Origin of the sequence: Halorarius halobius, from assembly GCF_024298865.1 — an archaeon.
Taxonomy (GTDB): Archaea; Halobacteriota; Halobacteria; order Halobacteriales; family Haloarculaceae; genus Halorarius; species Halorarius halobius.
The window spans coordinates 386,011-406,824 of the sequence record NZ_CP101161.1 but is presented as its reverse complement, the minus strand read 5'-3'; the positions used below and the strand labels follow the sequence as shown (position 1 = coordinate 406,824).

The 20,814-nt window shown below is 69.8% G+C and carries 24 protein-coding genes; 6 read left to right on the top strand and 18 right to left on the bottom strand.

Translation table 11 applies throughout. The features are described 5' to 3' along the window. Positions 1-36: 36 nt before the first annotated feature. Complete coding sequence (locus NL112_RS02060) at positions 37-1,329, bottom strand: aryl-sulfate sulfotransferase (protein ID WP_255150968.1); 1,293 nt, start codon at positions 1,327-1,329, stop codon at positions 37-39. A gap of 40 nt (positions 1,330-1,369) precedes the next feature. Then, entirely contained in the window at positions 1,370-2,311 is a 942-nt protein-coding gene (locus NL112_RS02055) for a DUF5787 family protein (RefSeq protein ID WP_255150967.1), read from the bottom strand. Between the two features lie 157 nt (positions 2,312-2,468). Here NL112_RS02055 and NL112_RS02050 point away from each other — a divergent pair, with 157 nt between their 5' ends. After that, positions 2,469-2,942 carry a DUF7384 family protein gene (locus NL112_RS02050; protein ID WP_255150966.1) on the top strand — a complete coding sequence of 158 codons (474 nt, stop codon included), beginning with the start codon at positions 2,469-2,471 and terminating at the stop codon, positions 2,940-2,942. Here NL112_RS02050 and NL112_RS02045 read toward each other — a convergent pair. The 13 genes from NL112_RS02045 to NL112_RS01985 form a co-directional block, all read right to left on the bottom strand. Beyond that, positions 2,939-3,727 carry an SDR family NAD(P)-dependent oxidoreductase gene (locus tag NL112_RS02045; protein ID WP_255150965.1) on the bottom strand — a complete coding sequence of 263 codons (789 nt, stop codon included), beginning with the start codon at positions 3,725-3,727 and terminating at the stop codon, positions 2,939-2,941. The genes NL112_RS02050 and NL112_RS02045 overlap by 4 nt on opposite strands. Before the next feature lie 39 nt (positions 3,728-3,766). Next, on the bottom strand, positions 3,767-4,282 hold the full coding sequence (locus NL112_RS02040; RefSeq protein ID WP_255150964.1) for a GNAT family N-acetyltransferase: 516 nt from the start codon (positions 4,280-4,282) through the stop codon (positions 3,767-3,769). Between the two features lie 105 nt (positions 4,283-4,387). After that, positions 4,388-5,035: a non-canonical purine NTP pyrophosphatase gene (locus tag NL112_RS02035; protein ID WP_255150963.1), complete on the bottom strand. Its 648-nt coding sequence runs from the start codon at positions 5,033-5,035 to the stop codon at positions 4,388-4,390. A 205-nt stretch (positions 5,036-5,240) separates the two neighbouring features. Next, positions 5,241-5,519, bottom strand: a complete 279-nt coding sequence (locus NL112_RS02030) for a DUF5808 domain-containing protein (protein WP_255150962.1) — start codon at positions 5,517-5,519, stop codon at positions 5,241-5,243. Between the two features lie 43 nt (positions 5,520-5,562). Beyond that, complete coding sequence (locus tag NL112_RS02025) at positions 5,563-7,134, bottom strand: bifunctional N(6)-L-threonylcarbamoyladenine synthase/serine/threonine protein kinase (protein ID WP_255150961.1); 1,572 nt, start codon at positions 7,132-7,134, stop codon at positions 5,563-5,565. A 66-nt stretch (positions 7,135-7,200) separates the two neighbouring features. Continuing rightward, positions 7,201-7,335, bottom strand: a complete 135-nt coding sequence (locus NL112_RS02020; RefSeq protein WP_255150960.1) for a 30S ribosomal protein S27ae — start codon at positions 7,333-7,335, stop codon at positions 7,201-7,203. After that, entirely contained in the window at positions 7,335-7,646 is a 312-nt protein-coding gene (locus NL112_RS02015) for a 30S ribosomal protein S24e (protein WP_255150959.1), read from the bottom strand. The genes NL112_RS02020 and NL112_RS02015 overlap by 1 nt, the downstream gene beginning before the upstream one ends. Positions 7,647-7,709: 63 nt before the next feature. Continuing rightward, positions 7,710-9,935, bottom strand: a complete 2,226-nt coding sequence (locus NL112_RS02010) for a CocE/NonD family hydrolase (protein ID WP_255150958.1) — start codon at positions 9,933-9,935, stop codon at positions 7,710-7,712. Between the two features lie 99 nt (positions 9,936-10,034). After that, on the bottom strand, positions 10,035-10,577 hold the full coding sequence (locus NL112_RS02005) for a GTP-dependent dephospho-CoA kinase family protein (RefSeq protein WP_255150957.1): 543 nt from the start codon (positions 10,575-10,577) through the stop codon (positions 10,035-10,037). After that, positions 10,578-10,775: a transcription elongation factor subunit Spt4 gene (gene spt4, locus NL112_RS02000; protein ID WP_255150956.1), complete on the bottom strand. Its 198-nt coding sequence runs from the start codon at positions 10,773-10,775 to the stop codon at positions 10,578-10,580. Further along, entirely contained in the window at positions 10,776-11,342 is a 567-nt protein-coding gene (locus tag NL112_RS01995; protein WP_255150955.1) for a DNA-directed RNA polymerase, read from the bottom strand. A 3-nt stretch (positions 11,343-11,345) separates the two neighbouring features. Then, on the bottom strand, positions 11,346-11,714 hold the full coding sequence (locus NL112_RS01990) for a type II toxin-antitoxin system VapC family toxin (protein ID WP_255150954.1): 369 nt from the start codon (positions 11,712-11,714) through the stop codon (positions 11,346-11,348). Then, entirely contained in the window at positions 11,715-12,929 is a 1,215-nt protein-coding gene (locus NL112_RS01985) for a translation initiation factor IF-2 subunit gamma (RefSeq protein WP_255150953.1), read from the bottom strand. Between the two features lie 229 nt (positions 12,930-13,158). Between NL112_RS01985 and NL112_RS01980 the strand changes: the two genes are divergently transcribed. After that, positions 13,159-14,376 (top strand): acyl-CoA dehydrogenase family protein, encoded by a 1,218-nt coding sequence (locus NL112_RS01980; protein ID WP_255150952.1) that lies wholly within the window; start codon positions 13,159-13,161, stop codon positions 14,374-14,376. A 1-nt stretch (position 14,377) separates the two neighbouring features. On the opposite strand, the gene NL112_RS01975 is transcribed toward NL112_RS01980, so the two are convergent. Beyond that, positions 14,378-14,701: a hypothetical protein gene (locus NL112_RS01975; RefSeq protein WP_255150951.1), complete on the bottom strand. Its 324-nt coding sequence runs from the start codon at positions 14,699-14,701 to the stop codon at positions 14,378-14,380. Positions 14,702-14,807: 106 nt separating this feature from the next. On the opposite strand from NL112_RS01975, the gene NL112_RS01970 reads away from it, so the two are divergent. Genes NL112_RS01970 through NL112_RS01960 form a run of 3 tightly spaced genes read left to right on the top strand, consistent with a single transcriptional unit; the run spans position 14,808 to position 17,463 of the window. Continuing rightward, on the top strand, positions 14,808-15,770 hold the full coding sequence (locus NL112_RS01970; protein WP_255150950.1) for a winged helix-turn-helix domain-containing protein: 963 nt from the start codon (positions 14,808-14,810) through the stop codon (positions 15,768-15,770). 13 nt (positions 15,771-15,783) lie between these two features. Then, positions 15,784-16,074, top strand: coding sequence for a hypothetical protein (locus NL112_RS01965; protein WP_255150949.1), 291 nt, complete (start codon positions 15,784-15,786; stop codon positions 16,072-16,074). 57 nt (positions 16,075-16,131) lie between these two features. Next, positions 16,132-17,463: an aryl-sulfate sulfotransferase gene (locus NL112_RS01960; protein ID WP_255150948.1), complete on the top strand. Its 1,332-nt coding sequence runs from the start codon at positions 16,132-16,134 to the stop codon at positions 17,461-17,463. Here the strand turns inward: NL112_RS01960 and NL112_RS01955 are convergent. Together NL112_RS01955 and NL112_RS01950 are read right to left on the bottom strand one after the other, a co-directional pair. Beyond that, entirely contained in the window at positions 17,444-18,370 is a 927-nt protein-coding gene (locus NL112_RS01955) for a PQQ-dependent sugar dehydrogenase (protein ID WP_255150947.1), read from the bottom strand. The two genes, NL112_RS01960 and NL112_RS01955, sit on opposite strands and share 20 nt — an antisense overlap. Positions 18,371-18,569: 199 nt before the next feature. Further along, a complete protein-coding gene (locus NL112_RS01950) occupies positions 18,570-19,508 on the bottom strand; it encodes an acyltransferase (protein WP_255150946.1) in 939 nt (312 codons plus the stop codon). 192 nt (positions 19,509-19,700) lie between these two features. On the opposite strand from NL112_RS01950, the gene NL112_RS01945 reads away from it, so the two are divergent. Further along, positions 19,701-20,753: an aldo/keto reductase gene (locus tag NL112_RS01945; protein ID WP_255150945.1), complete on the top strand. Its 1,053-nt coding sequence runs from the start codon at positions 19,701-19,703 to the stop codon at positions 20,751-20,753. The last annotated feature ends 61 nt before the right edge of the window (positions 20,754-20,814 follow it).

The following is a 20,814-nucleotide window of genomic DNA, read 5'->3' as shown; positions in this document are numbered from 1 at the left end:
CAAAGTCCCATCCCCTGAATGAACAGGCCGTTGGGGTCAGCGCCGCACGAGAAGTGCCGCCGCCGCAAGCGCCGTCAGCACCGCCGCGAGCCCGAATCCGGGCTGTTGGGTCGGCGTCGGGGGTGTCGGCGTCGCCGCCGTTCCGTTCCCCGTGGAGACGTCGCGCACCTCGTCGGGGCCGACGCTCGAGATGGTCGAGGCACACGCCTCCTGGTCGGCCGTCGAGAACAGCGGCGCGTTCGACAGCGAGTAGTCGCCCTCGGCGCCCATGTCCGCGATGGTCGGTCCCTCGCGCACGTCGTCGTCGCCGACCCTGACGCGTTCGGCGTCGTACACCAGCCACGGCGAGTACACCTCCCAGACGACGGTGCCGTCCGGTGTGACCTCCATCACGCGGTTGTGCCGCGAGTCGACGACGAGCGTGTTGCCGTCCGCGAGGCGGTCGGCGTCACGGGGCCACTCCATGGTCGCACCCGAGCCAAGCGACCACGTCTCCGCCCAGCCGTCGCCGCGTTTCTCGTACTCGACGATGCGGTTGTTGTCCGAGTCGGCGACGAGAAGCGTCGGTCGCCCCTCCTCGCTTTCGAGATACTGCGGGTTGTGCTGGCGCTTCATCGTCGCCCACTCGTTGTCGCTCCCGAGCTTCAACTCGATTTCGCCCGTCTCGATGTCGACGAGGATGACCTGGTCGAGGTTCCGGGGCGACAGCAGGTAGTGGCTCCCGTTCACCCGGTCGACGTCGTTGACGTGCGTCCAGTCCTCGACGTAGTCGCCGCCGGTGTCCCGCTCGTAGTGGTCGCGGAACAGCCACTCCTCCTCGTACGTGTCGGTCGTCCGGTTGTAGATAACCAGCCGGTCGTCGTTCGTTCCGTTCGCGTGGTCGTAGTTCCGCATGTTGGCGATGGCGATGCGACCGTCGGGCAGGAGGTCGGCGTCGTGGGTGTCGGTGATGTTCACCGTCTCGGTCCACACCTGCTCCTGTGTCCGGGGGTTGAACTCGTAGAAGACGGTCTTCCCGTGGCCCCCCTCGCGGACGGTCCCGACGACGAACAGGTTGCCGTTCTCCATCGGGTCGACGTCGTACCCCCAGACGAGCCCATCGGGGCCGTCGTGGACCCACTTGACCTTCCCGCGCGGGCCGACGCCGACGAGCCGTGCCTGCGTCTTCTCACCGCCGCGGGCACCCTGCACGCTGATGACTGTCGTGCCGCGGGCGGGTTCGTCCATCGTTCCGACACACGGCGCTCCGTCCGACTGCACGCTGGCGGCGGCCGTCGCGCCTGCCGGCACGACCAGCAGGAGCGCGACGAGGACCGAGAGGCGGCGCATACCCCGACTCACGACGCCCGGGGTAAATGCTTTCCCGGATTCACTCGCGGAAGCGGTCGAGCGCGGCCTGTCGCCGCGCCGTCCCCTCGGGGTCACGCACCCACGGCGAGTGAGCCGCCCGTAGCGTCCGCGTGTCAACCTCCGGCCCCGACCCCTCGCAGTCGCAGGCGTCGGCGGGACGGACGTACCGTTCCTGGCGAGTGCAGTACGGCAGTCCCGGCACGCCGGCGACGGGCCGGTCCTCGACCGCGGGGCAGTCGGGAAACGGCACCCGCCACCCCTTCCCGTAGGCGCGTTCGGCGACGCGGCGCCGATAGCGGCGCTTCTCCCCGGCCGTGACGGGCCGCACATCCGCCCGTTCGGGGTGGGTATCGACCACTTCGATGCCCGGCTCGTCCGTCGCCAGCGGCGTCGGCTCCCGGAGCACCTCGTACCCCTCCGGGGGGTCGACGCGCCAGACGCCCACCTCGTCGGGAATCCGGTTCAGGTGCGCGCCGGTGACGTGGCTCAGGGTGGCGAGCACCACCCGGTCGAACAGTGCCAGCGAGACGTCCTTGCGCAACTGCAACCGGAGGTCGCCCGGCCGCCCGAGCTCCGGCTTGTTCTCGATGCCGACCAGTCCGCCGAACCAGTCGTCGGGGTAGCGGGCCGTCGCCCGCACCCGCTTCTGGCCGTCGCGGCGCTCCCGCTGGAGGTAACCCACCTCGACGCCGCGCTCGACGAGCGCGCGGGCGCGGTCCGAGTCGCCGACCAGCGTCGCCGGGCGGCGTGCCCGTCCCGGTCCGATGTCCGATTCCAGCAGGGCGGGCGGAATCGTCTCGGGCGTGAGCCGCGTCCGCTCGTCGAACGACGGCCCGGGCTCGACGACGACCACGTCCATCACCCGCGAGCCGTGGACGCCGCCGGCGAGTTGGCGGGCGACGAGCCGCCCCTCGCGCTCGAGGTGGGCACACACCGCCAGCTCGAAGTCGAACTCGCGCACGCTCCGAGTGAGGACTCGGCGGGCAAAAACCTCGCGTCGTTTATGGGGTCGCCGGCCACAGTCCACGGCATGCGATGGGCCGACCTGTTCGAGCGCGCCGAGCGGTACGAGACGACCGTCGGCGACATCGAGACGGAACTTTCCGAGCGGCGGGCGCATGACTGACCGGCCGAACGTCGCCCGCGTCGTCGCGGACGCGGACGTGCTGGCGGCCGACCTGCTGGTCGGCGGGCCCGCCCGCGAGGCGCTCGACGTCGTGCGGAGTCACTCGTGGGTCGAGTTGGTCGCCTCCGATGCCCTGCTCGACGACTGCGAGGCAGTCGTGGCGACGCTTTCCGACGCCGACCTCGCCACGGACCACCGCGAGAAACTCGACGCTCTCCGCGTTCGGGTCGACCAGCCGGCCGACGACCACCCCGGGCTGGCGTCGGCCTACCGGGGCAACGCCGCGCACCTGCTCTCCTTCGACCCGCGGCTCCGGTCGGCGACGGCGGGCGCGTCGCTCCGCTCGCGACTGGACGTGAGCGTCAAGCATCCGCGGGGGTTCTGCTCGCTGTTCGACCCCGAGCGCGTCTGGCCGGAGGTGGGCGACGGCGCGTACCCGGGACCGGACCGCGACCCCCGCGATTAGTGGTTCAGGTCGGCCGCCAGCCGCCGGGTGACCGACCGCGGGAGGAGCCGGGTCAGTATCGACAGCAGTTTGTACTCGATGCCCGGCACCACGACCGCTTTCCCCTTCTCCAGTCCGGCGATGCCCGCCTCGGCCACGTCGTCGACGGCCTGCCAGCGCATCAGCCCCGCGTCGGGGTCGCCGATGGGCGCGTCCTCGTTGTCCGCACGGGCCTGGAACTCCGTCTCGACGGGGCCGGGACACAGCGCCGTCACCGTCACGCCGTCGTCGGCGAACTCCTCGTGGAGCGCCTCCGACAGCGACAGCGCGTACGATTTCGAGGCGTAGTAGACGGCCATGAACGGCCCCGGCTGGAACGCCGCCGTCGACGCGACGTTCAACACGCCGCCGTGCCCCCGCTCGCGCATCCCCCGTCCGAACAGTTTGGTGAGATGCGTGGGGGTAGCGACGTTCAACTCGACCTGCTGGAGTTCGTCGTCGACCGGGATATCGAGGAAATGGCCCTGCGTGCCGACGCCGACGTTGTTGACGAGGTAGTCCACCTCGATGCCGCGCTCGGTCACCTCCTCGTACAGCGCCGCTCGGCCCTCGCGTGTGGCGAGGTCCTGCGCGACGACGTGGGCATCGACGCCGAAGCGCGCCTCGTACGTGTCGGCGGCCTGCCGCAGTTTCGCCTCGCGGCGTGCGACCAGCACCACGTCGTGGCCCCGCTCGGCGAACTGCCGTGCGAGTTCCGCCCCGATGCCCGCCGACGCGCCCGTCACGAGCGCCGTGCCCTGTTGCATACCCGGGCGTTCGGCCCACGGCAGGTAGCCGTTCGGGTTTCAGAGACGCTTGCGCATCTCGATGACCGGGAGGCCGCCGGGGCTCTCGCCGTCCTCGACGCGTTCGTAGCCGCTCCGCTCGTAGAAGCCCACGGCGTTCAGCGACGACTGGAGCGAGAGCGCCTCGATTCCCTGCCCGCGGGCGAACCCCTCCAGTTCCGCGAGCAGGGCCGAGCCGACGCCCGCCCTCGCGTGGTCCGGGTGGACGTAGACGGCGTGGACCGCCCGTTCCTCGATGGCGAGGTGGCCGAACCCCGCCACCGCGCCGCGGCGCTCGCGGCTCCCGTCGGTCGCCGTTCGCGTGTCTCGTGGTGTGTCCTCCGGTCGCACCACGCAGACGGTGAAATGCTCGCCCGCTTCCCCCACGGGGTAGTCGTCGGCCGACCGCTCGCCCCGTTTCGCCCAGTCGTCGACCTGTTCGTCGGTGTAGTGGCCGTGGCCGAACGCCTCGACGGCCGCGCTGTGGAGGTCGGGGAGCGCCTCGGCGTCCTCGGAGGTGGCGACGCGCACCTGCATGCCCCCCGCTTCGGGTCGAACGCCCTCAAACCGGATGGTCGTGCAGGCGCGACTGTCCACACCTGGCGGACTGGACGGGGAGGACGTAGCGACCGCAGAACGGCTCTATCGCTCGGCGTACCACTCCGCGAACTTCGCCAGCGCCCGCCCGCGATGCGAGATGGCGTTCTTCTCGGCGGCGGACATCTCCGCGAGCGTCTTGCCGTCGTGTTCGAAGATGGGGTCGTAGCCGAACCCGCCGTCGCCGCGGGGTTCGACGACGGTGCCCGGCACCGCGCCGGTGAACAGTTTGACCGGGAGGTCGCCGGTCGCCACCTGCTCGTCGGTGGTGGCGCTCGCGCGGTCGTCGGCCGCGAGGTCCTGCCCGCGGCGCTCGCCCCGGTCGACGGGTTCCGGCGTCGCCTCGAACCCCTCGCCGTCGCAGTAGGCGATGACACAGCGGAACTGCGCGTCGAGGCTCCCCTCCTCGCGGGCGAGTTTTCCGACCCGTTCGACGCCCAGCGTGTGCTCGACGTACGCGGAGTAGGGGCCGGGGAACCCGTCGAGGTCCTCGATGAACAGACCGGCGTCGTCGACGATGACCGGTTCGCCCGCATAGGCGTACGCCTCGCGGGCACCGTGGGCCGCGATGGGGCCGAGTTCCTCGGCCTGTATCTCCGGGTAGTCGTAGTCGAGTTGCGTGACCGTATCGTCGAGGTATTCGAGGGCCTCGCGGACCTTCCCCTCGTTCGTCGTGACGTAGCGGAGGCTCATACCTGTGGATGCGGCGAGGGGAGTAAAGGCGCGTCGAAACCGCCGTGCCGGGCGTGGAAGCCCCGCCAACTGCTCGGTCGTCGCCGGATGTCTCGACGGCGACCACTCGGTCGTCGCCGGATGTCTCGACGGCGACCACTCAGTCGTCGCCGGATGTCTCGACGGCGACCACTCAGTCGTCGCCGGATGTCTCGACGGCGACCACTCAGTCGTCGTCGACGAGCACTTCGACCGGTTCCTCCTCGGACTCCTCCTCGCTGTCCCCGGCGGACTGGGACTGCTGGTAGTAGAGACCGCCCGCGACGAGGAGGACGACCCACGAGCGCCAGTTGGCGAGGTTCAGCGTGTAGCCGATGCCGAACGGCTTCTTCACCAGCATTCCCTCGCCGGGTTGCCAGTAGGCGGAGAGCATCCGGCCGAGCGACGGGCGCTCGAAGTTGTACGGGATTCCGAACAGTTCACCCGACTGTGGTTTGTCGGCCATATCCCGGCGTACGACGGCCCCGCTCAAGGGGTTTCCGGTAGGGTCACTGGTAGCGGCCGCGCCCCTCTATCTCCCGCAACTGGTCGACGACGGTGGGGTCACCCGCCTCGCGGTAGGCCTCCTCGAACGCCGTCTGCAACGAGTCGGCGTCGTCCGCGGTGCCCGAAAGCGCCTCCGCGAACACGTGGAGGTCCATCGCGTAATCCTCCACGTCTTCGGTGTAGTACGCCAACCCGAAGTCGATGAGGTAGGTGCGGTCCTCCCCCACCCGAGCGTTCCGCGGCGTCGGGTCGCCGTGGACGAACCCCGCGGCGTGACAGGCCGCGAGGTGGCGGGCCACCTCCCGGACGCGCTCCTCGACCAGCGACTCCCTGAGGTCCGCGCGCCCGACGCGCTCGAACGTCAGTTCGGCCTCGCGGTCGTCCACGTCGTAGACCACGGGCGTGGGGACGCCCGCACGGCGCGCCTCGCTCGTCACGCGGGCCTCGCTCCGGGTGCGCTCCGTCCGCAGGCGCTCGTCGAGTTCGGGGTGGCGATACCGCTTCGGCCGGCGCTGTTTCCGCACCCGCTCGCCGAGCGTCACGAGCGCCTCCGCGCCCCGCACCTCGTCGGGGTCGCCCGCCCGCGACCGCTCGGGTGCCGTTTCGCGCCACGTCACGGGCACCTCGTCCGGGCGGAAATCCGGGTCGACGGCCGACGCCTCGATGGCGATGGTGTCGCCCGCGTCGTACATCGTCGCGCCCAGCACCGCTATCATCCCGGCGTTGTCGCGCAGGAACCGCGGGTCGGGCGCGTGGAACTCCGCACCGCGGTCCTCGCACATCTCCGCGAGCATCTCCCGCAGGCGGGCGTTCTGTCCGACGCCCCCGCCGAGGACGAGCTGGTCGCTGTCGGTCACCGACAGCGCCCGCTCGCTCACCTCGGTCAGCATCCCGAACACGTTCTCCTGGAGCGAGAAGCAGACGTCCTCGACCGGGGTGCCGTCGTCGACCGCTTGCTTGGCGGCGCTCATGATGCCCGAAAACGAGAAGTCCATCCCCTTGACGACGTACGGCAGGTCGACGTACTCGCCCCGTTTCGCGTGTTCCTCGACCTTCGGGCCGCCGGGATGGGTCCAGTCGAGGTGGCGGGTGAACTTGTCGATGGCGTTGCCGACGCCGGTGTCCATCGTCTCGCCGAGCACGCGGTAGCGGCCGTTGCGGTAGCCGAGCAGGTGGGCGTTCGCGCCGCTGGCGTTCAGACACACCGGGTCCTCGAACCCGGAGGTGTGGCGGCCGATTTCGAGGTGCGCGACCATGTGGTTGACGCCCACGAGCGGCACGTCGAGCGTGCCCGCGAGCGCCCGGGCGGCGGTGGCGACGATGCGCAGACAGGGACCGAGACCGGGGCCACGGGAGAAGGCGACGGCGTCGACCTCGTCGTCCGCGGCCTCGCGGACCCGGGTCACGACCGCCGGAATCGCCTCGCGCATGTGCTCGGCCGCCTCGCGCGGGTGGATGCCACCGCTCTCCGGCTGGTACGCCTCCGACTCGATGCGGACGTCGTCGGTCGCGGTGTCGTACAGGGCGGCGCTTGCACACCACGCGGTCCCCTCGATGCCGAGCACGCGGCTCATGGCGCGGTGGCTGGAACGGGGGTGAGCGGTGCGGGAGAACGGTCGGTCATCGGACCCGGGCGGGGTCTACTTGAACTCGGTGTAGCTACACTTGCCGCAGTGTAGCCGGTCGCCGTAGTCGCCGAGGAACGTGTCGCCACAGCGCGGACACGTCTGCTTGTCGGTGGTGCCGTCCTCGTTGTAGTACTCGTGGCGCGCCATCAGGCTTCAGCCTCCTCCTCGCCCTCCTCGTCGGCGCCGATCTTGTTGCGGTCGAGCATGTACTCCTGCTCGACGTCGGCGGCGTGGTCGGCGCTGTCGTACACCTTCGCGTAGCCGATGGTCTTGCGCATCCCGTACTTCGTGTCCAGTTTGTGGACGACGACCTCGTCGGAGTCCTTGTTCAGTTTCGCGGCCAGCGAGTCGCGGACGGAGAGCCGCGAGGGGGTCGCCTCCTCGTGGACGATGCGGAACCGGACGTCGGTCCGGTGTAACATGGGGTTCTCCTGTTCGGAGATGATGTCGATGTCCATGGTTCGTTGTCGGATAATGCCGCCGAAGCGCGTAAAAGGATTTCGAGTCCGGGAGACGGCCGCTCAGGCCCGCGGGCCGGCGACCACGACGTCGCTGGTCGTCCCGGCGACCGTCTCCCACTCGCCGTCGACCTCCGCCTCGACCGGCCCGAGCGTGTAGAGACCGCTCGCGTCGGCGCCTTCCGGCGCTTCGGCGAGATACTCGAACGTCGTCTCGCCGTCGGCGTCGTCGGCGAACACGACCCGCGTGACGCCCGCGTCGGCATCCGTCTCGACGCGGGCCACGTCGTCGCTGTACGCCGTGAGGACGTTCCAGTCGGCGGGCACGGTGTCCCGGACTGCGACGGGGTCGGTCGCCCTGACGGTCACCCGCTGGGTGGTGGTCTGCCCGCCGGTGAACGCCGAGGCGTCGCTGGTTCGGCTCCCGGCGACGGCGAACGACGCGCCCGGCAGGTCGTCGCCCCACGCCTCGACGGTGAGGGCGGCGTCGCCGCCCGTCTGTACCTGTATCGGCGTCGGCGTGGGGGACTCGACGCGCCCGGAGACGGTGCCCTGGTTGAGCACGACCGCAAGCCGGTGGCCCGCGGGGACGACGGCGTCGAGCGGTTCGATGGGGATGCGCACGTCGATGGCCTCGCCGGGTACGACCGGCTCCCCCCGGGGCCGGTCTTTGGCGAACCGGAGGTCGACCTGCCCCCAGCCGAGACGCTCGGCCGTCCCGTCGGGCGCCACCGAGAACAGGTGCGTCGTGAGGTGGGGCGCGGAACTCGTCGGTGTCGCCGTCACCTCGACGGTCGGGACGCCAGCGAGGCGGAACTCGGCGTCGAACGGCTCCGTCTCGACGGTGACACAGCCGCGGGCGCCCGGTGCCGGCGAGGTGGTGCCGTCGGTGTAGACGGTGCCGGTTCCCGTCTGCGGGTCCGGCGAGGGGCGCACGTCGCCGTCCGACCCGAGATACAGCGTCCGCGGTTCGGCGGCTTCGGGCGGCCACGACTCGGCAGTGTACCAGTCGCCGTCCGAGCGCTGGGCGTACACCTCGGGCACGGGGTCGTACGCCGTCTCGGGGTCGATGCCGTCGTGCTCGGGGAACTCGCCGACGTACTCCTCGCCGTTCAGTTCGCTCTCGAACCACGCCAGCAGGTAGTCGGCCCACTGCTCGTTGTAGTTCGCCTCCCCTTTCTCGCGGCCGTCGTCGGGGTAGCGGTGCCCGAACTGGCCGAAGTAGACGTGGGTCTTGATGCCGGCCTCCTGCAGGTCGTTCACCCACGGGTACACCTGCGAGGGGTCGACGTTCCAGTCCTGGAGGCCGTGGACGAGCAGGATGCTCCCCTCGTAGTTGCGGGCCACGCCCGGCTTGAGCACCCGCTCGGTCCAGTAGCCCGAGGGGTCGCGGTTGCCAGACGCGCCCGAGTACAGCGACCACGCGGTGCCTTGCGCGTAGTTGTCCGGACAGGCCGCCCGCGAGAGGTACGTCTCGAGGCCGGTGCCCGACCCGGGTGAGTGTTCGGCCAGCGAGATGACGTAGTAGAGCGCGGGCAACACCGCGTAGCCGCGCGACTCGGGCGCACCCCGCTTGTACATCAACTCGAAGATGTCGGTCACCCCCGAGAACGGCACCATCGTCTTCAGGTGGGGGTTACCCGCCCGGGCAGGCATCCACGGCGTGCTGCCGTCGTACGACCGGCCGACGATGCCGACGTTGCCGTTCGACCACGGCTGTTCGCCGAGATACGTCACCGCCTGGTCGACGTCGGCCTGCTCGTTGGCGCCGAACAGCTCCATACAGCCGCCCGAGCCGCCCGTCCCGCGGACGGAGACGACGGCCACGGCGTACCCCTGCTGGACGAAGTTCTCCGTCAGCCGCTCGATGCGCGTGCAGTCGCGTAGCGAGTCGGCCTTTCGCAGGTCGCTGACGTACGGCGTCGCCCGCAGGATGACCGGGTAGTCGCCGTCCGTCTGGTCGTCGTCCAGCGGCTCCGGCCTGATGTAGCCCAGCAGTATCTTCTCGCCGTCGCGGGCACTCGGGAGTTCGACCACCGTCTCCTCGCCGAAGTCGTGGGTCGGCTCCCGCGACACCTCGGTGTAGGACGCGTGGGTCTCCGGGTCGCAGTCGAACCCCATCGGTGCGATGGTCGGTCCGGGAAGCGGTTCGTCCAGCGGCCCCGTCGGGTCGTCGTCGGCGGCGCTCGCCAGCCCCGCCGTCGAGAGGCTCGCCGTGGTCGCCACCGCTACCTGAAGCATCCCGCGCCGCGAGAGCCGCGAGCCGTCGGGGTCGGTATCGTCCGGCATGGGACGTGGTGACGACCCGCTCTACTAAGTTATTTCGACCACTGGAATGAAACGAAATAAACTGCCGGAGATGACTGGGTCCCGGTCGACGGTGATGTATCAGGCTTCGACGCCCAGCGCCGCGTACGCCGCCCCGTGGTCGCCGTCGAACGCGTCGAGCAGTTCGCGGACCGCACGCCGCGCGTCGTCGTCGACGGTCGCCAGCACCATCCCCTCGTCCGGCTGGCCGTAGACGACGCTCGCGCCGTCGGGCGCGGCGAGCACCGCCGGGAGCGCCGCGAGGTCCTCCTCGCCGACTACCTCGACGAGCGTCGCGCTCTCGGCGCCGATAGCGGCCGCGAGCGTCTCCAGTAGTTCCGCGGTGAGCGCGCCCGCGGGGTTCTCCACCTGCACGCGGCGGTCGAACCCCTCGATAGCGTCGCGGACGCGCTGGTCGACCTGCTCGCGTTTCGTCTTCCCGTCGACGAGCGCCACGTCCGGGTGACGACCCGCCTCCAGCAGGTGGTACGTGACGACGTCACCGACACAGACGACGGGCTCGCCCGCCTCCGCCAGAAGTGCGTCGGCGTCGGTGTAGACGGGGCCGAGCGGCTCCTTCAGCTCCGCGCGGAGCGCCCGGGGCAACTCCAGGACGACGGCCATCTACCGGACCTTCAGCGCGTACTTGCCGGGTTCGTCTATCTCCATCTCGGCGGCGATTTCGGACCGCTCGGGGTGGGCGATGACGACGTAGCCGGCCCAGTCCTCGGTCAGCGAGTTCGACCCGCAGACGGGGCACTGCTCGCCCTCCTCGACGTCGAGCACGCGGTGGCAGTCGCGACAGACGAGTCGGTCCGCCATCTAATCACCCGACGCGGCGCGTTTCTGCCGCTCCTCTTCGAGCCAGCCGTGCTTGCCGAGCCCCACCTGCTTCGCCGTCAGACCGATCTTCGAGTCGCGGGGGTTCCGCTCGTCGATGCTCTTGGTGACGATGCGCGCGCGGACGGCGTCCCCGACCGTCAGCACGCGGTTGGAGTCCCGCGAGGCGAGTTGCTGGTTCTCCTCGTCGAACGCGAGGTACTCGTCGGATATCTGGGAGACGTGGAGCAGTCCGTCCACGGGGCCGATGCCCACGAACGCGCCGAAGTTGACCACCTCGACGACCTCGCCGTCGACGACCTCCTGCATCTGGGGGTCGAACGTGATAGCGTCGAACTCGGCGTTGTAGTAGACGCCCGGCCGGTTGGGGACGACCGCGCCCTCGCCGATGTCGTGCACGTCCGTGACGGTGACGACGGAGCCGACCTCCTCGTCCATCCGGCCCTCGAGTTTGTCCTGGAGGAGCCGTTTCACCAGCTCCGGCGATACGTCCGCGAGGTGCTCGGGTGGCACCTCGACCGTGTCCTTGAGTCTGACCCGTTTGTACATGCGTTAGTTCGTTACCGCGAGTTTCGACCGGCCGCGTAAACAGATTGTGGAAACGTCTCGCTTCCGGAGACGGCGTCTGAGCGGCCGGTCGTTCGTCACCACGTAGTCGCAGTCCGCCGCCAGTTCGACGATGGCGTCGTCGGCGAAGTCGGCGTCGGTCGACACGACGGTACACCGCTCGACGAGGTCACGGCCCACGGAGGCGGCCGTCGCCTCCTCGCCGTTGCCCTCGGAGAGCCGGTCGAGTTCGGCCACGACGCTCTCGGGCACGACCGCCTCGTAGTCGTCGAGGAGGCGGTCGAGTTCCTCGAACAGCCGAACGCCGCTCTCGACCGGCATCATCAGTGCGTTCGTGTCAACCGCGACGCGCATCTACTTCAGCGTGCCGACGCCGATGAGCCGCCAGCGGGCCCCGACGCGCCGGTTGATGGCTATCTTCGCGCCCGCCTCCGCACAGACCGGGCGCTTCAACTGCACCTCGCACTCGTCGCCGCGCGCGGAGGTGACGGAGCCGACGGTGGTGGCCGTCCCCACCGTCAGCATCAGCGGTTCGCCGGTGTTGATGTCCTCTACCTCGTCGTCGACGTCGCCGACGACGCGGTCGAGCAGGTCGACGTCCATCTCGAAGGCGTTCCGCACCGGCGGGAGCGTCCCCGGGGGTCCGGCGACCTGTCCCGCCAGCGCGTCGCCCTTCGTCAGCGACGGGTCGAGCCCGGTGCCGACGCCGATGAGCCCACCGGGCGACACCTCGTCGACCATCTCGCCGCCGGCCTGGAGCGACCGCACGGTCGTCTCGACCGGTTCGTAGCCGCCGTCGACGTCACGGCCCGGCAGGACCTCGATGTCGTCGTCGACGTGCAACTGGCCCGCCGTCAGGGAGCCGCCGATGACGCCACCCGTCAGTTTGTCGAACGTCGTGCCCGGGCGGTTGATGTCGAACGAGCGGGCGACCTGCATCCGCGGGTCCGCGTCGGGGTCGCGCTCGGGCGTCGGAATCTCCGCCTCGATGGCGTCGATGAGCACGTCGATGTTGATGCCCTGCCCCGCGGAGATGGGAACGATAGGCGCGTCCTCCGCGACGGTGCCCTCGACGAACTCCTGTATCTGCTCGTAGTTGGCCCGCGCCTGGTCGGCGTCGACGAGGTCTATCTTGTTCTGCGCGATGACGATGTTGTCGATGCCGATGATGTCCAGCGCCATCAGGTGCTCCTCGGTCTGAGCCTGTGGGACGTCCTCGTTGGCGCTGACGACGAGCACCGCGCCGTCCATGATTGCGGCGCCGGACAGCATCGTCGCCATCAGCGTCTCGTGGCCCGGCGCGTCGACGAACGAGACGGTCCGGAGCACGTCGGTCTCCTGGCCGTCCACCGTCTCGTCGACGGTGTAGCAGTCGGGCGCGTCTACGCCCGGAATCTTCCGGAAGGTCGCATCGGCGTAGCCGAGGCGGATGGAGATGCCGCGCTTCATCTCCTCGGAGTGCTGGTCGGTCCACTCGCCCGACAGCGCCTCCACGAGCGTCGTCTTCCCGTGGTCGACGTGGCCGACCAGCCCGATGTTCACCTCCGGTTGTCGGTGGTTTGCAGTCATTGAGTAATTAGGTGAAGTTCGCCCCGTGCGAGGTATAAATTTGCCGTTCCACCTTTTTGGGCTTCGGGTGCGCTTCGCGCACCGCTCGCGCAAAAAATCTGGATCAAAAAAGCCCGCAGGCTCGGCCGGGGGCCTCGCCGCGGTGGAACCGCTCGTCCAGTCTGCCGCCGATTCCCACCGGCTGACATTCGGGGTGTGGCTCTTTTCGTGCCGGCGTTCGACTCGGCGTATGGTCTCGTTCGACGACTCCGAGGCGGCCGAGGAACTGGCGGCGCGAGCGCGAGCACTCATGGAGGACGTGGTTCTCCCGACGGAGCGGGAACTGCGCGGCGACACCGCCGTCTCCCGGGGAACCGTGAAGGAACTTCGGGCAGCGGCCCGCGAGTACGACGTCTACTGCCCGCAGATACCCGAGGAGTGGGGCGGGATGGGCTATGAGTTCCGGGACGTGTTGCCGGCGTTCGAGGAGGCGGGTCGCTCCCTCCTGGGGCCGGTCGCCATGCGCGTCGACGCGCCAGACGAGGGGAACATGCACCTGCTGGAACTCCACGGCACGGAGTTGCAGAAACAGCAGTACCTGAAGCCGCTCGTCGCCGGCGAGATACGGTCGGGGTTCTCGATGACCGAACCGATGCAGGGCGCGGGCTCGGACCCGAAGATGATCAAGACTACGGCCGAGAAGGACGGCGACGAATGGGTCATCGACGGTCACAAGTGGTGGACTACGCAGGGGCTGGAGGCCGACGTCCTGTTCGTGTTCGCGCGGACGGACCCCGACGCCCACCCCTACGAAGGCTGTTCGGTGTTCATCGTGCCCGCGGACGCGCCGGGCGTCGAGGTGGTCCGGGACGTCCCCCACCTCGGGAGCGAGATGACCGGCACGGGCCACGCCGAAATCACGTACGACGGCGTGCGCGTCCCCGAGGAGCATCTGCTCGGCGAGGAGGGCGAGGGGTTCCGCCACGTCCAGGAGCGGCTCGGTCCCGCCCGTCTCACCCACTGCATGCGGTTCTCGGGGATGGCCACCCGCGCCATCGACGTGGCCGTGGCGTATCTCTCCGAGCGGGAGGCGTTCGGCGAGACACTCGCCGAGAAGCAGGGCCCGCGCAACGACCTCGCGGAGGCGGCGACGCGGCTGACCGCCGCCCGCTCGCTGGTGCGGACGACGGCTGACCGCATCACGGCCGGCGAGGAGGCGCGCGTCGAGGTGTCGATGAGCAAGCTGTTCACCGCGAACGTCACGCAGGACGCCGTCGACGCGGCGCTCCAGCTGTGTGGCGGCAACGGCGTCGGCAAGGACCTGCCGCTCGCGGACTTCTACGAGTCGGTCCGGGCGTTCCGCATCGTCGACGGCGCCGACGAGGTCCACCGCCGGACGGTCGCACGCGACGTGTTCGCGGACCCCGACCCGGCGGAACTCGACCCAGTGACGCGGTTCCGCGGCTGACTCACCGCGGATGCCGGCCCGCTCTGAGCCGCCGGGCGCTCCCGGCGGCGAGCCACGCGCCCCCGACCAGTGCGGCGGCCGCGACGGCCGCGAGCGCCACCCGTCCGGCCGCGGACACCGCCGTCGTCGAACAGCTATCGGCACGGAGTCCGTAGGTGTACACGCACGCCTCCAGCGGCAACCCCGCGAACACGAGCGCGGCGACGACGCCGCCGAACACGAGCGCCACCCCCGCGAGCAGTCGCGTCGTCAGGCGTCGTTCCCGCTCCAGGGCTCGCCACTCGCGGCGGACCGCGGCACACTCGCGGTCGGTGCCCTGCTCCATATATCATGATTTCTCATGACCTGTGGTAACGCTTTCGACCGTTCAACGAACGAACAGAAACCAGTTCCAGCCAAGACTTTAGCCGTTCGGGCGTCCAACACGGGGTATGAGCGACTCACCGGCGTCCGACGCGGACAGCATCCTCGCGTGCGAGGAGTGTCTCTCCCCCGCGGAGGCGTTCTCCGTCGTCGGCAACGAGACGCGCCTCTCGATTCTGGAGGCGCTGTGGCGGATGGACCGGCCGGCGGCGTTCTCGGACCTGCGCCGCGAGGTGGAGATGCGCGACTCCGCGCAGTTCAACTACCACCTCTCGAAACTGACGGGTCAGTTCGTCACGAAGACCGACGACGGCTACGACTTCCGGTCGGCGGGCCGGGCGGTCATCCAGGCGGTGCTGTCGGGGACCATCAACCAGGACCCCGAGATAGAACCGTTCGAGGTGGCGGGCGACTGCGTCAACTGCGGCGCGCCCCTGGAGGCCCACTACCGGAACGAGCAGGTCCGCATCCGGTGTACGGAGTGTGGCCGGCCCCACGGCGGCTACTCGTTCCCCCCCGGCGGCCTGGAGGAGCGCACGCCCGAGGAGTTGATGAACGCGTTCAACCAGCGGGCGCGGCATCTCTCGTGTCTGTCGGCCGACGGCGTCTGCCCGGAGTGTTCCGGGCGGATGTCGACCCACCTGTACGACGTCGACGACGACGAGGTGTTCGACATGGACGTCCGGGTCGAACACGAGTGCCAGCGGTGTCAGCACAGCATCGTCTCGTCGGTCGGACTGGTGCTTCTCGACGACGCGGAGATAGTGTCGTTCTATCGCGACCACGGCATCGACCTGAACACGGTGCCGTACTGGACTCTGGAGTGGTGCGTGACGGACAACTACACCACCGTCGAACGCCGGGGGGGTCCGGACGCGAACGACGAGTGGCGCATCACGCTCACCATCCCCGTCGAGGACGAGCAACTCGTGTTGGACCTCGACGGCGACCTGAACGTCCTCGACACGGAGCGGCGCGAGGCTCGACCGGCAGGCGAGAGCCTCGGTGAGGAACGGGCCGGAGGCCCGTGAGCGGGGTGCCGGCATGAGCGTCGTCCGCCGCGTCGTCGACCGCGTCGTCGGCCCGGAGACGCGCGCCCGCCTCCGCAGGGACGCCGGCAACGTCGCCGCTGACCTGCTGGTCGGCGCCGTCGTCCTGCTGGTCGCGCTCGCCATCGTCGTGGCCGCGGCGCTGGCGCTGGGGTCGCTCGTCCTCGATGCCGGCGGCACCCTCGGCATCGTCGGCGGGTGGGTCGGGATGTTCACGCTCGTCCTGCTGGTCCCGCTTGCGACCCTGAAGACCGCCACCGCGCTGTACGGTCGGTTCGGCCGCTGACCGCCGCTCGCGGTGGGCTACCGTCACGCCTTTGCCTGCCGGGACGCAGGTCCGGGTATGGAGCCGTCCCCCCGCGTCGTCGCGCTCGTCGCGGTCGTCCTCCTCTCCTCGGGCCTGCTGGCCGGGCAGGCGCTCTCGGACCCCGGTGATCCCGCCGTCGGAAACGAGACCGACGCCTACCCCGGCCACACGCTCGTCACGTTCCAGGCCGAGGGCTGGTTCGGCAACAACAACGGCTACGCGCTGGTCGTCGGCCCCGACGGCGAGTCGGTCTGGAAGTGGCAGGTGCCGAACTCCCGGGTGTTCGACGCCGAGCATCTCGAGAACGGCAACATCCTCGCCAGCGTCGCCGTCGTCGTCCCGGGACCGGAGTGTCCCGACGAACACGACGGCCGCGACGTCTGTGTCCACAACCGCGTCGTCGAAATCGACTGGGAGTCGAAAGACGTCGTCTGGGAGTACGACTGGTACGACGCGTTCCCGACCCACCACGAGGTCCACGACGCCGACCGACTCCCCAGCGGCGAGACGGCCATCGCAGACATGGGGAACCACCGCGCGTTCACCGTGAACCAGCAGGGGGAGGTGACCTGGGAGTGGAAAGCGGAGAACCACATCTCGGAGGGCACCGAGTTCTGGAACGAGTACGTGCCCGACGACCAGCAGGAGGAGTTTCGCAGGAAGGGCCCCGAGAGCGACTGGACCCATCTGAACGACATCGACCGGCTGGAGAACGGCAACTTCCTGCTGTCCGTCCGTAACTTCGACGTGGTGCTGGAGGTGAATCGCGCGAAGGAGATCGTCGAGGTGTACGGCTCCCCCGGCGACCACTCGGTGATGAACGAACAGCACAACCCGAACCTGCTGGAGCGCCGGGGGACGATGCTGATAGCGGACTCCGAGAACAACCGCATCGTCGAAATAGACGCCGAGACCGACGAAATCGTCTGGCGGTACGCGACCCTGCCGGCGGACTCGCCGCACAGCCCGAAGTCCCTGCAGTGGCCCCGCGACGCCGACCGCCTCCCGAACGGCAACACGCTCATCACCGACTCCCGCCGGTTCCGCGTGGTCGAGGTGAACCCCAACGGGAGCGTCGTCTGGTCGTTCGACACCCAGGAACAGCTAGGTGCGAAGGGCATCGTCTACGAGGCCGACCGCATCCACCTCGACGGCGAGTATCTGCCCGAGGAGCCGGAGAACGTCCCATCCGGCCGGAACCTGGAAGGGCAGGCTGGCGGCCCCCTCGGGGAGACGCTCGGCACGCTCGACTCCTGGCTCGGGTTCGTCCTCCCGCCGTGGATGGGGCTGACGGGCGTCGCGCTCGCGCTGGTCGACCTCGGGGCGCTGGTCGCGCTCGGGGTCGAACTCAGGCGGGCGCGAACCTGAGCACGCGGTCGTCGCCTTCCTGGGGACTCCCCCGCCCGTCACGGTTGCTCGTCACCGCATACAGGTGGTCGTCGGGCCCGACGAACGTCGTCCGCAGGCGGCCGAACGTCCCCTCGAAGTGGCGGTCGTTGCCCGTCACCGTCGTCCCCTCGATGGTCGTCCGGTGGAGATGCGAGCCGGCGAGCGTGCCGAACAGCAGGTCGCCCTGCCACGCGTCGATGGGTCCGTCGTTCGGATAGAACGTCGCACCGCCGGGCGCGATGGTCGGCGTGAACGAATCGAGTGCCGGCGTGTACCGCTCGCCGCCGCGGGTCCCCTGCAGTTCGGGCCAGCCGTAGTTGTTGCCCGCCTCCAGGAGGTTTATCTCGTCGTCGGAATCGGGGCCGTGTTCGGTCGAGAACAGCCGACCGTCGCGGGGTGCGAGCCCCTGCGGGTTCCGGTGGCCCCACGTGAACACCGACGTGCCGAACGGGTTGTCGGGGTGGGGGTCGCCGCCGAACGTCAGCCGGTGGACCTTCCCCGAGAGCGCGTCGCGGTCCTGTGCACTGTCGGCGTCGCCCGCGTCGCCCGACGTGACGTACAGCGCGTCGTTCCACGCGAGCAGGCGGCCGCCGTCGTGGATGCTCGCGCCGGGAATCCCGTCGAACACCGTCCGGCTCGCCCACCCGTCCGAGAGGTCGTGGGCGACGACGCGGTTCTGCCGTGAGCCGACGTCGATGTACGTCTGGTAGGTGAACGCCGTCGGCTCGTTGGGGTGGAAGACGAGACCGAGCAGGCCACCTTCGCCACCGGTCGCCACCTCGCCGGAGAGGTCGGCCACCGGTTCGACCGCGCCATCGACGACGCGGACGACGCGGCCCCCCGCTCGGTGAGATACGCCGTCCCGTCCCGGTAGTCGACGCCCCACGGCACCTCCAGGTCGGTGGCGACGGTCTCGGCCCGGACGGCGCCGCCTCCGGCCGATTCGGTCGCGGCGGTCGCCTCTGGGTCGGTGCCGAGCGTCGGCGCACAGCCGGCAAGCGCCGTCGTCGCTCCCGCGCCCGCCAGCGCGAGGAGCCGTCGTCTGTCCATACGCGGCGTTGGCTCGGAGACGGGAAAACCCCGTGTTACGGGCGCTCGTGTGGCTCGACCGGCTCGGATAGCTCGGCCGGCCGCTCGAACTCGTCGAAGGCGTCGAGGTCGTCGGGCAGGTCGTACGGTATCTCGCGGGCGTCGGCGTTGTCGTCCAGATGGTCCTCGACGGGCGCGGCCTCGTCCTCGAAGCCGGGCTTCACGCGGACGCTCGTGGCCGGTTGGCCGACGACGACGTGGTGGTCGGGCACGTCGCCGGTGACGGTGGCGCGGGCGCCGACGACGCTGTTTTCCCCGACGCGGACGCCCGCCGTGACCATCGCGTCGTAGGTGACGCGGGCGTCGTCCTCGATGATGGTGTGGAAGTTCCGCACCTCCGTCTGGTCGACGACGTCGTGGTCGTGGCTGTACACGTGGGCGTCGTCGGAGATGGAGACGCGGTCGCCGATGGTCAGTTTCCCGCGGTCGTCGAGATGCACGTCGTCGTGGACGACGGTGTTGTCGCCGACGGAGATGTTGTGGCCGTACGAGAACGTGATACCCTTGAACAGCCGGAGGTTCTCGCCGGCCTCCTCGAACAGGTGGCCCGCGAGCATCTGCCGGAACCGGAGCGCGAACTCGATGTTGTCGGCCATCGGCGTCGCGTCGAACTGCCGCCAGAGCCACTGCAGATGCTTCGACCGCTCGAACCGTTGTTCGTCCTTCTCGGCGTAGTACTCGGCTTCCAGCGTCGCGTTGCAGGGGTCGTACCCCTGGAGTCGGACGCGCTCGGCCGGCGACACCTGCTTGCCCGCCTGCCAGCGCTCGTAGGCTTCCCGGTCGCCGTACAGGTCCACGAGCACGTCCTGGACCACCTCGCAGGTGCTCTCCTCGGCGTCGGGGCCGGCCGCTGTCAGCCGCTGGTCCACCTCGGAGAGGAACGCGTCGAGGCCCGCCTCGGCGTCGGCGGGCAGGGAGACGTGCCGTTTGGTCATGGCCTCCCGTACCCCCGCCCGGATGATGAGGGTTTCCGTCGCGGACGCCGCCGTAACCCGGTTACCCGAAGGTAACGGGGTATCTCGTGACCCACCGGGGTTCGTTCCTCGCCGAGAAAACTCCCCGGGCTGACTCCGAGCGCGCGCGAACGAACCACGGCGGCTAAGTGTGCCACACCCCAACGGACGGGTATGCACTACCGTGAACTCGGCGACTCGGGGGTCGAGGTGAGCGAAGTCGGCTTCGGCGCGTGGGTCGTCGGCACCGACTGGTGGGGCGACCGCGACGAGTCGGACGCTCTGGAGATGGTCGAGTACGCGCTCGACGCCGGCATCACCTACTTCGACACGGGCGACGTGTACGGGCACGGCCGCTCGGAGGAACTGCTCGGCGAGGTCATCGCGGAACGCGGCGAGGAGATGACCGTCGGCACCAAGGTCGGCTACGACTTCTACAACAACCCGCAGGCCGGCCACGGCGAACTCCCGAAGGAGATGCACCCCGACTACCTCCGGGACGCGGTCGACCGGTCGCTCGACCGCCTGGGCGTCGACCACGTCGACTATCTCCAGTTGCACAACCCGAACGTCGCGGAGATGACCGACGAGGTGCTCGACCTGCTGGACGACCTCCGCGATGAGGGCGTTGCGGACGCCATCGGCATTGCGCTCGGACCGTCCATCGGCTGGCTCGCGGAGGGCGAGTTCGCCATCGACGAGGCGTTCGACGGCGTCCAGTACGTCGGCAACGTCTTCGAGCAGGACGTCCACCGCCACTTCGTCGAGCACGTCCGCGAAACCGGCGCGGAGACATCGCTCATCCCCCGCGTCCCACACTCCTCGGGACTCCTGAACGAGCAGGTGACGCCCGACACCGAACTCGGCGAGGGCGACCACCGCGGCTTCCGTCCGGACGAGTGGTACGAGACCGGGTGGGAGAAACTGGAGACGCTCCGGTTCCTCGAACGCGACGGCGAGCGCACGATGGGCCAGTCCGCGCTCCAGTGGCTCCTCTCGTACGACGAGGTGGCCAGCGTGACGCCCACGTTCCGCTCGAAGGCCGACATCGACGAGTGGGCCGCCGCGCCGGAGACGCCCGCGCTCTCCGAGGCGGAACAGCGACGGGTCGCGGAGCTGTACGACGAGAACTTCGGTGTCGACCGCTTCGACGGGATGGCGGGCGAGGACTACCGCACGAGCGTCGACGGCGACGACCTGCGGGACGCGGGCCTGCTGGCCGACTGACTACGCCCGACTGGCGAACAGGCGACGGGGCTCCCCGCGGCGGTGCATCGCACACCCGCCT

Coding starts and splice junctions, on each gene's coding strand:
- NL112_RS02060 (WP_255150968.1), bottom strand. CDS start 1,329: ATGCGCCGCCTCTCGGTCCTCGTCGCGCTCCTGCTGGTCGTGCCGGCA.
- NL112_RS02050 (WP_255150966.1), top strand. CDS start 2,469: ATGACTGACCGGCCGAACGTCGCCCGCGTCGTCGCGGACGCGGACGTG.
- NL112_RS02045 (WP_255150965.1), bottom strand. CDS start 3,727: ATGCAACAGGGCACGGCGCTCGTGACGGGCGCGTCGGCGGGCATCGGG.
- NL112_RS02040 (WP_255150964.1), bottom strand. CDS start 4,282: ATGCAGGTGCGCGTCGCCACCTCCGAGGACGCCGAGGCGCTCCCCGAC.
- NL112_RS02035 (WP_255150963.1), bottom strand. CDS start 5,035: ATGAGCCTCCGCTACGTCACGACGAACGAGGGGAAGGTCCGCGAGGCC.
- NL112_RS02030 (WP_255150962.1), bottom strand. CDS start 5,519: ATGGCCGACAAACCACAGTCGGGTGAACTGTTCGGAATCCCGTACAAC.
- NL112_RS02025 (WP_255150961.1), bottom strand. CDS start 7,134: ATGAGCCGCGTGCTCGGCATCGAGGGGACCGCGTGGTGTGCAAGCGCC.
- NL112_RS02020 (WP_255150960.1), bottom strand. CDS start 7,335: ATGGCGCGCCACGAGTACTACAACGAGGACGGCACCACCGACAAGCAG.
- NL112_RS02015 (WP_255150959.1), bottom strand. CDS start 7,646: ATGGACATCGACATCATCTCCGAACAGGAGAACCCCATGTTACACCGG.
- NL112_RS02010 (WP_255150958.1), bottom strand. CDS start 9,935: ATGCCGGACGATACCGACCCCGACGGCTCGCGGCTCTCGCGGCGCGGG.
- NL112_RS02005 (WP_255150957.1), bottom strand. CDS start 10,577: ATGGCCGTCGTCCTGGAGTTGCCCCGGGCGCTCCGCGCGGAGCTGAAG.
- spt4 (WP_255150956.1), bottom strand. CDS start 10,775: ATGGCGGACCGACTCGTCTGTCGCGACTGCCACCGCGTGCTCGACGTC.
- NL112_RS01995 (WP_255150955.1), bottom strand. CDS start 11,342: ATGTACAAACGGGTCAGACTCAAGGACACGGTCGAGGTGCCACCCGAG.
- NL112_RS01990 (WP_255150954.1), bottom strand. CDS start 11,714: ATGCGCGTCGCGGTTGACACGAACGCACTGATGATGCCGGTCGAGAGC.
- NL112_RS01985 (WP_255150953.1), bottom strand. CDS start 12,929: ATGACTGCAAACCACCGACAACCGGAGGTGAACATCGGGCTGGTCGGC.
- NL112_RS01980 (WP_255150952.1), top strand. CDS start 13,159: ATGGTCTCGTTCGACGACTCCGAGGCGGCCGAGGAACTGGCGGCGCGA.
- NL112_RS01975 (WP_255150951.1), bottom strand. CDS start 14,701: ATGGAGCAGGGCACCGACCGCGAGTGTGCCGCGGTCCGCCGCGAGTGG.
- NL112_RS01970 (WP_255150950.1), top strand. CDS start 14,808: ATGAGCGACTCACCGGCGTCCGACGCGGACAGCATCCTCGCGTGCGAG.
- NL112_RS01965 (WP_255150949.1), top strand. CDS start 15,784: ATGAGCGTCGTCCGCCGCGTCGTCGACCGCGTCGTCGGCCCGGAGACG.
- NL112_RS01960 (WP_255150948.1), top strand. CDS start 16,132: ATGGAGCCGTCCCCCCGCGTCGTCGCGCTCGTCGCGGTCGTCCTCCTC.
- NL112_RS01950 (WP_255150946.1), bottom strand. CDS start 19,508: ATGACCAAACGGCACGTCTCCCTGCCCGCCGACGCCGAGGCGGGCCTC.
- NL112_RS01945 (WP_255150945.1), top strand. CDS start 19,701: ATGCACTACCGTGAACTCGGCGACTCGGGGGTCGAGGTGAGCGAAGTC.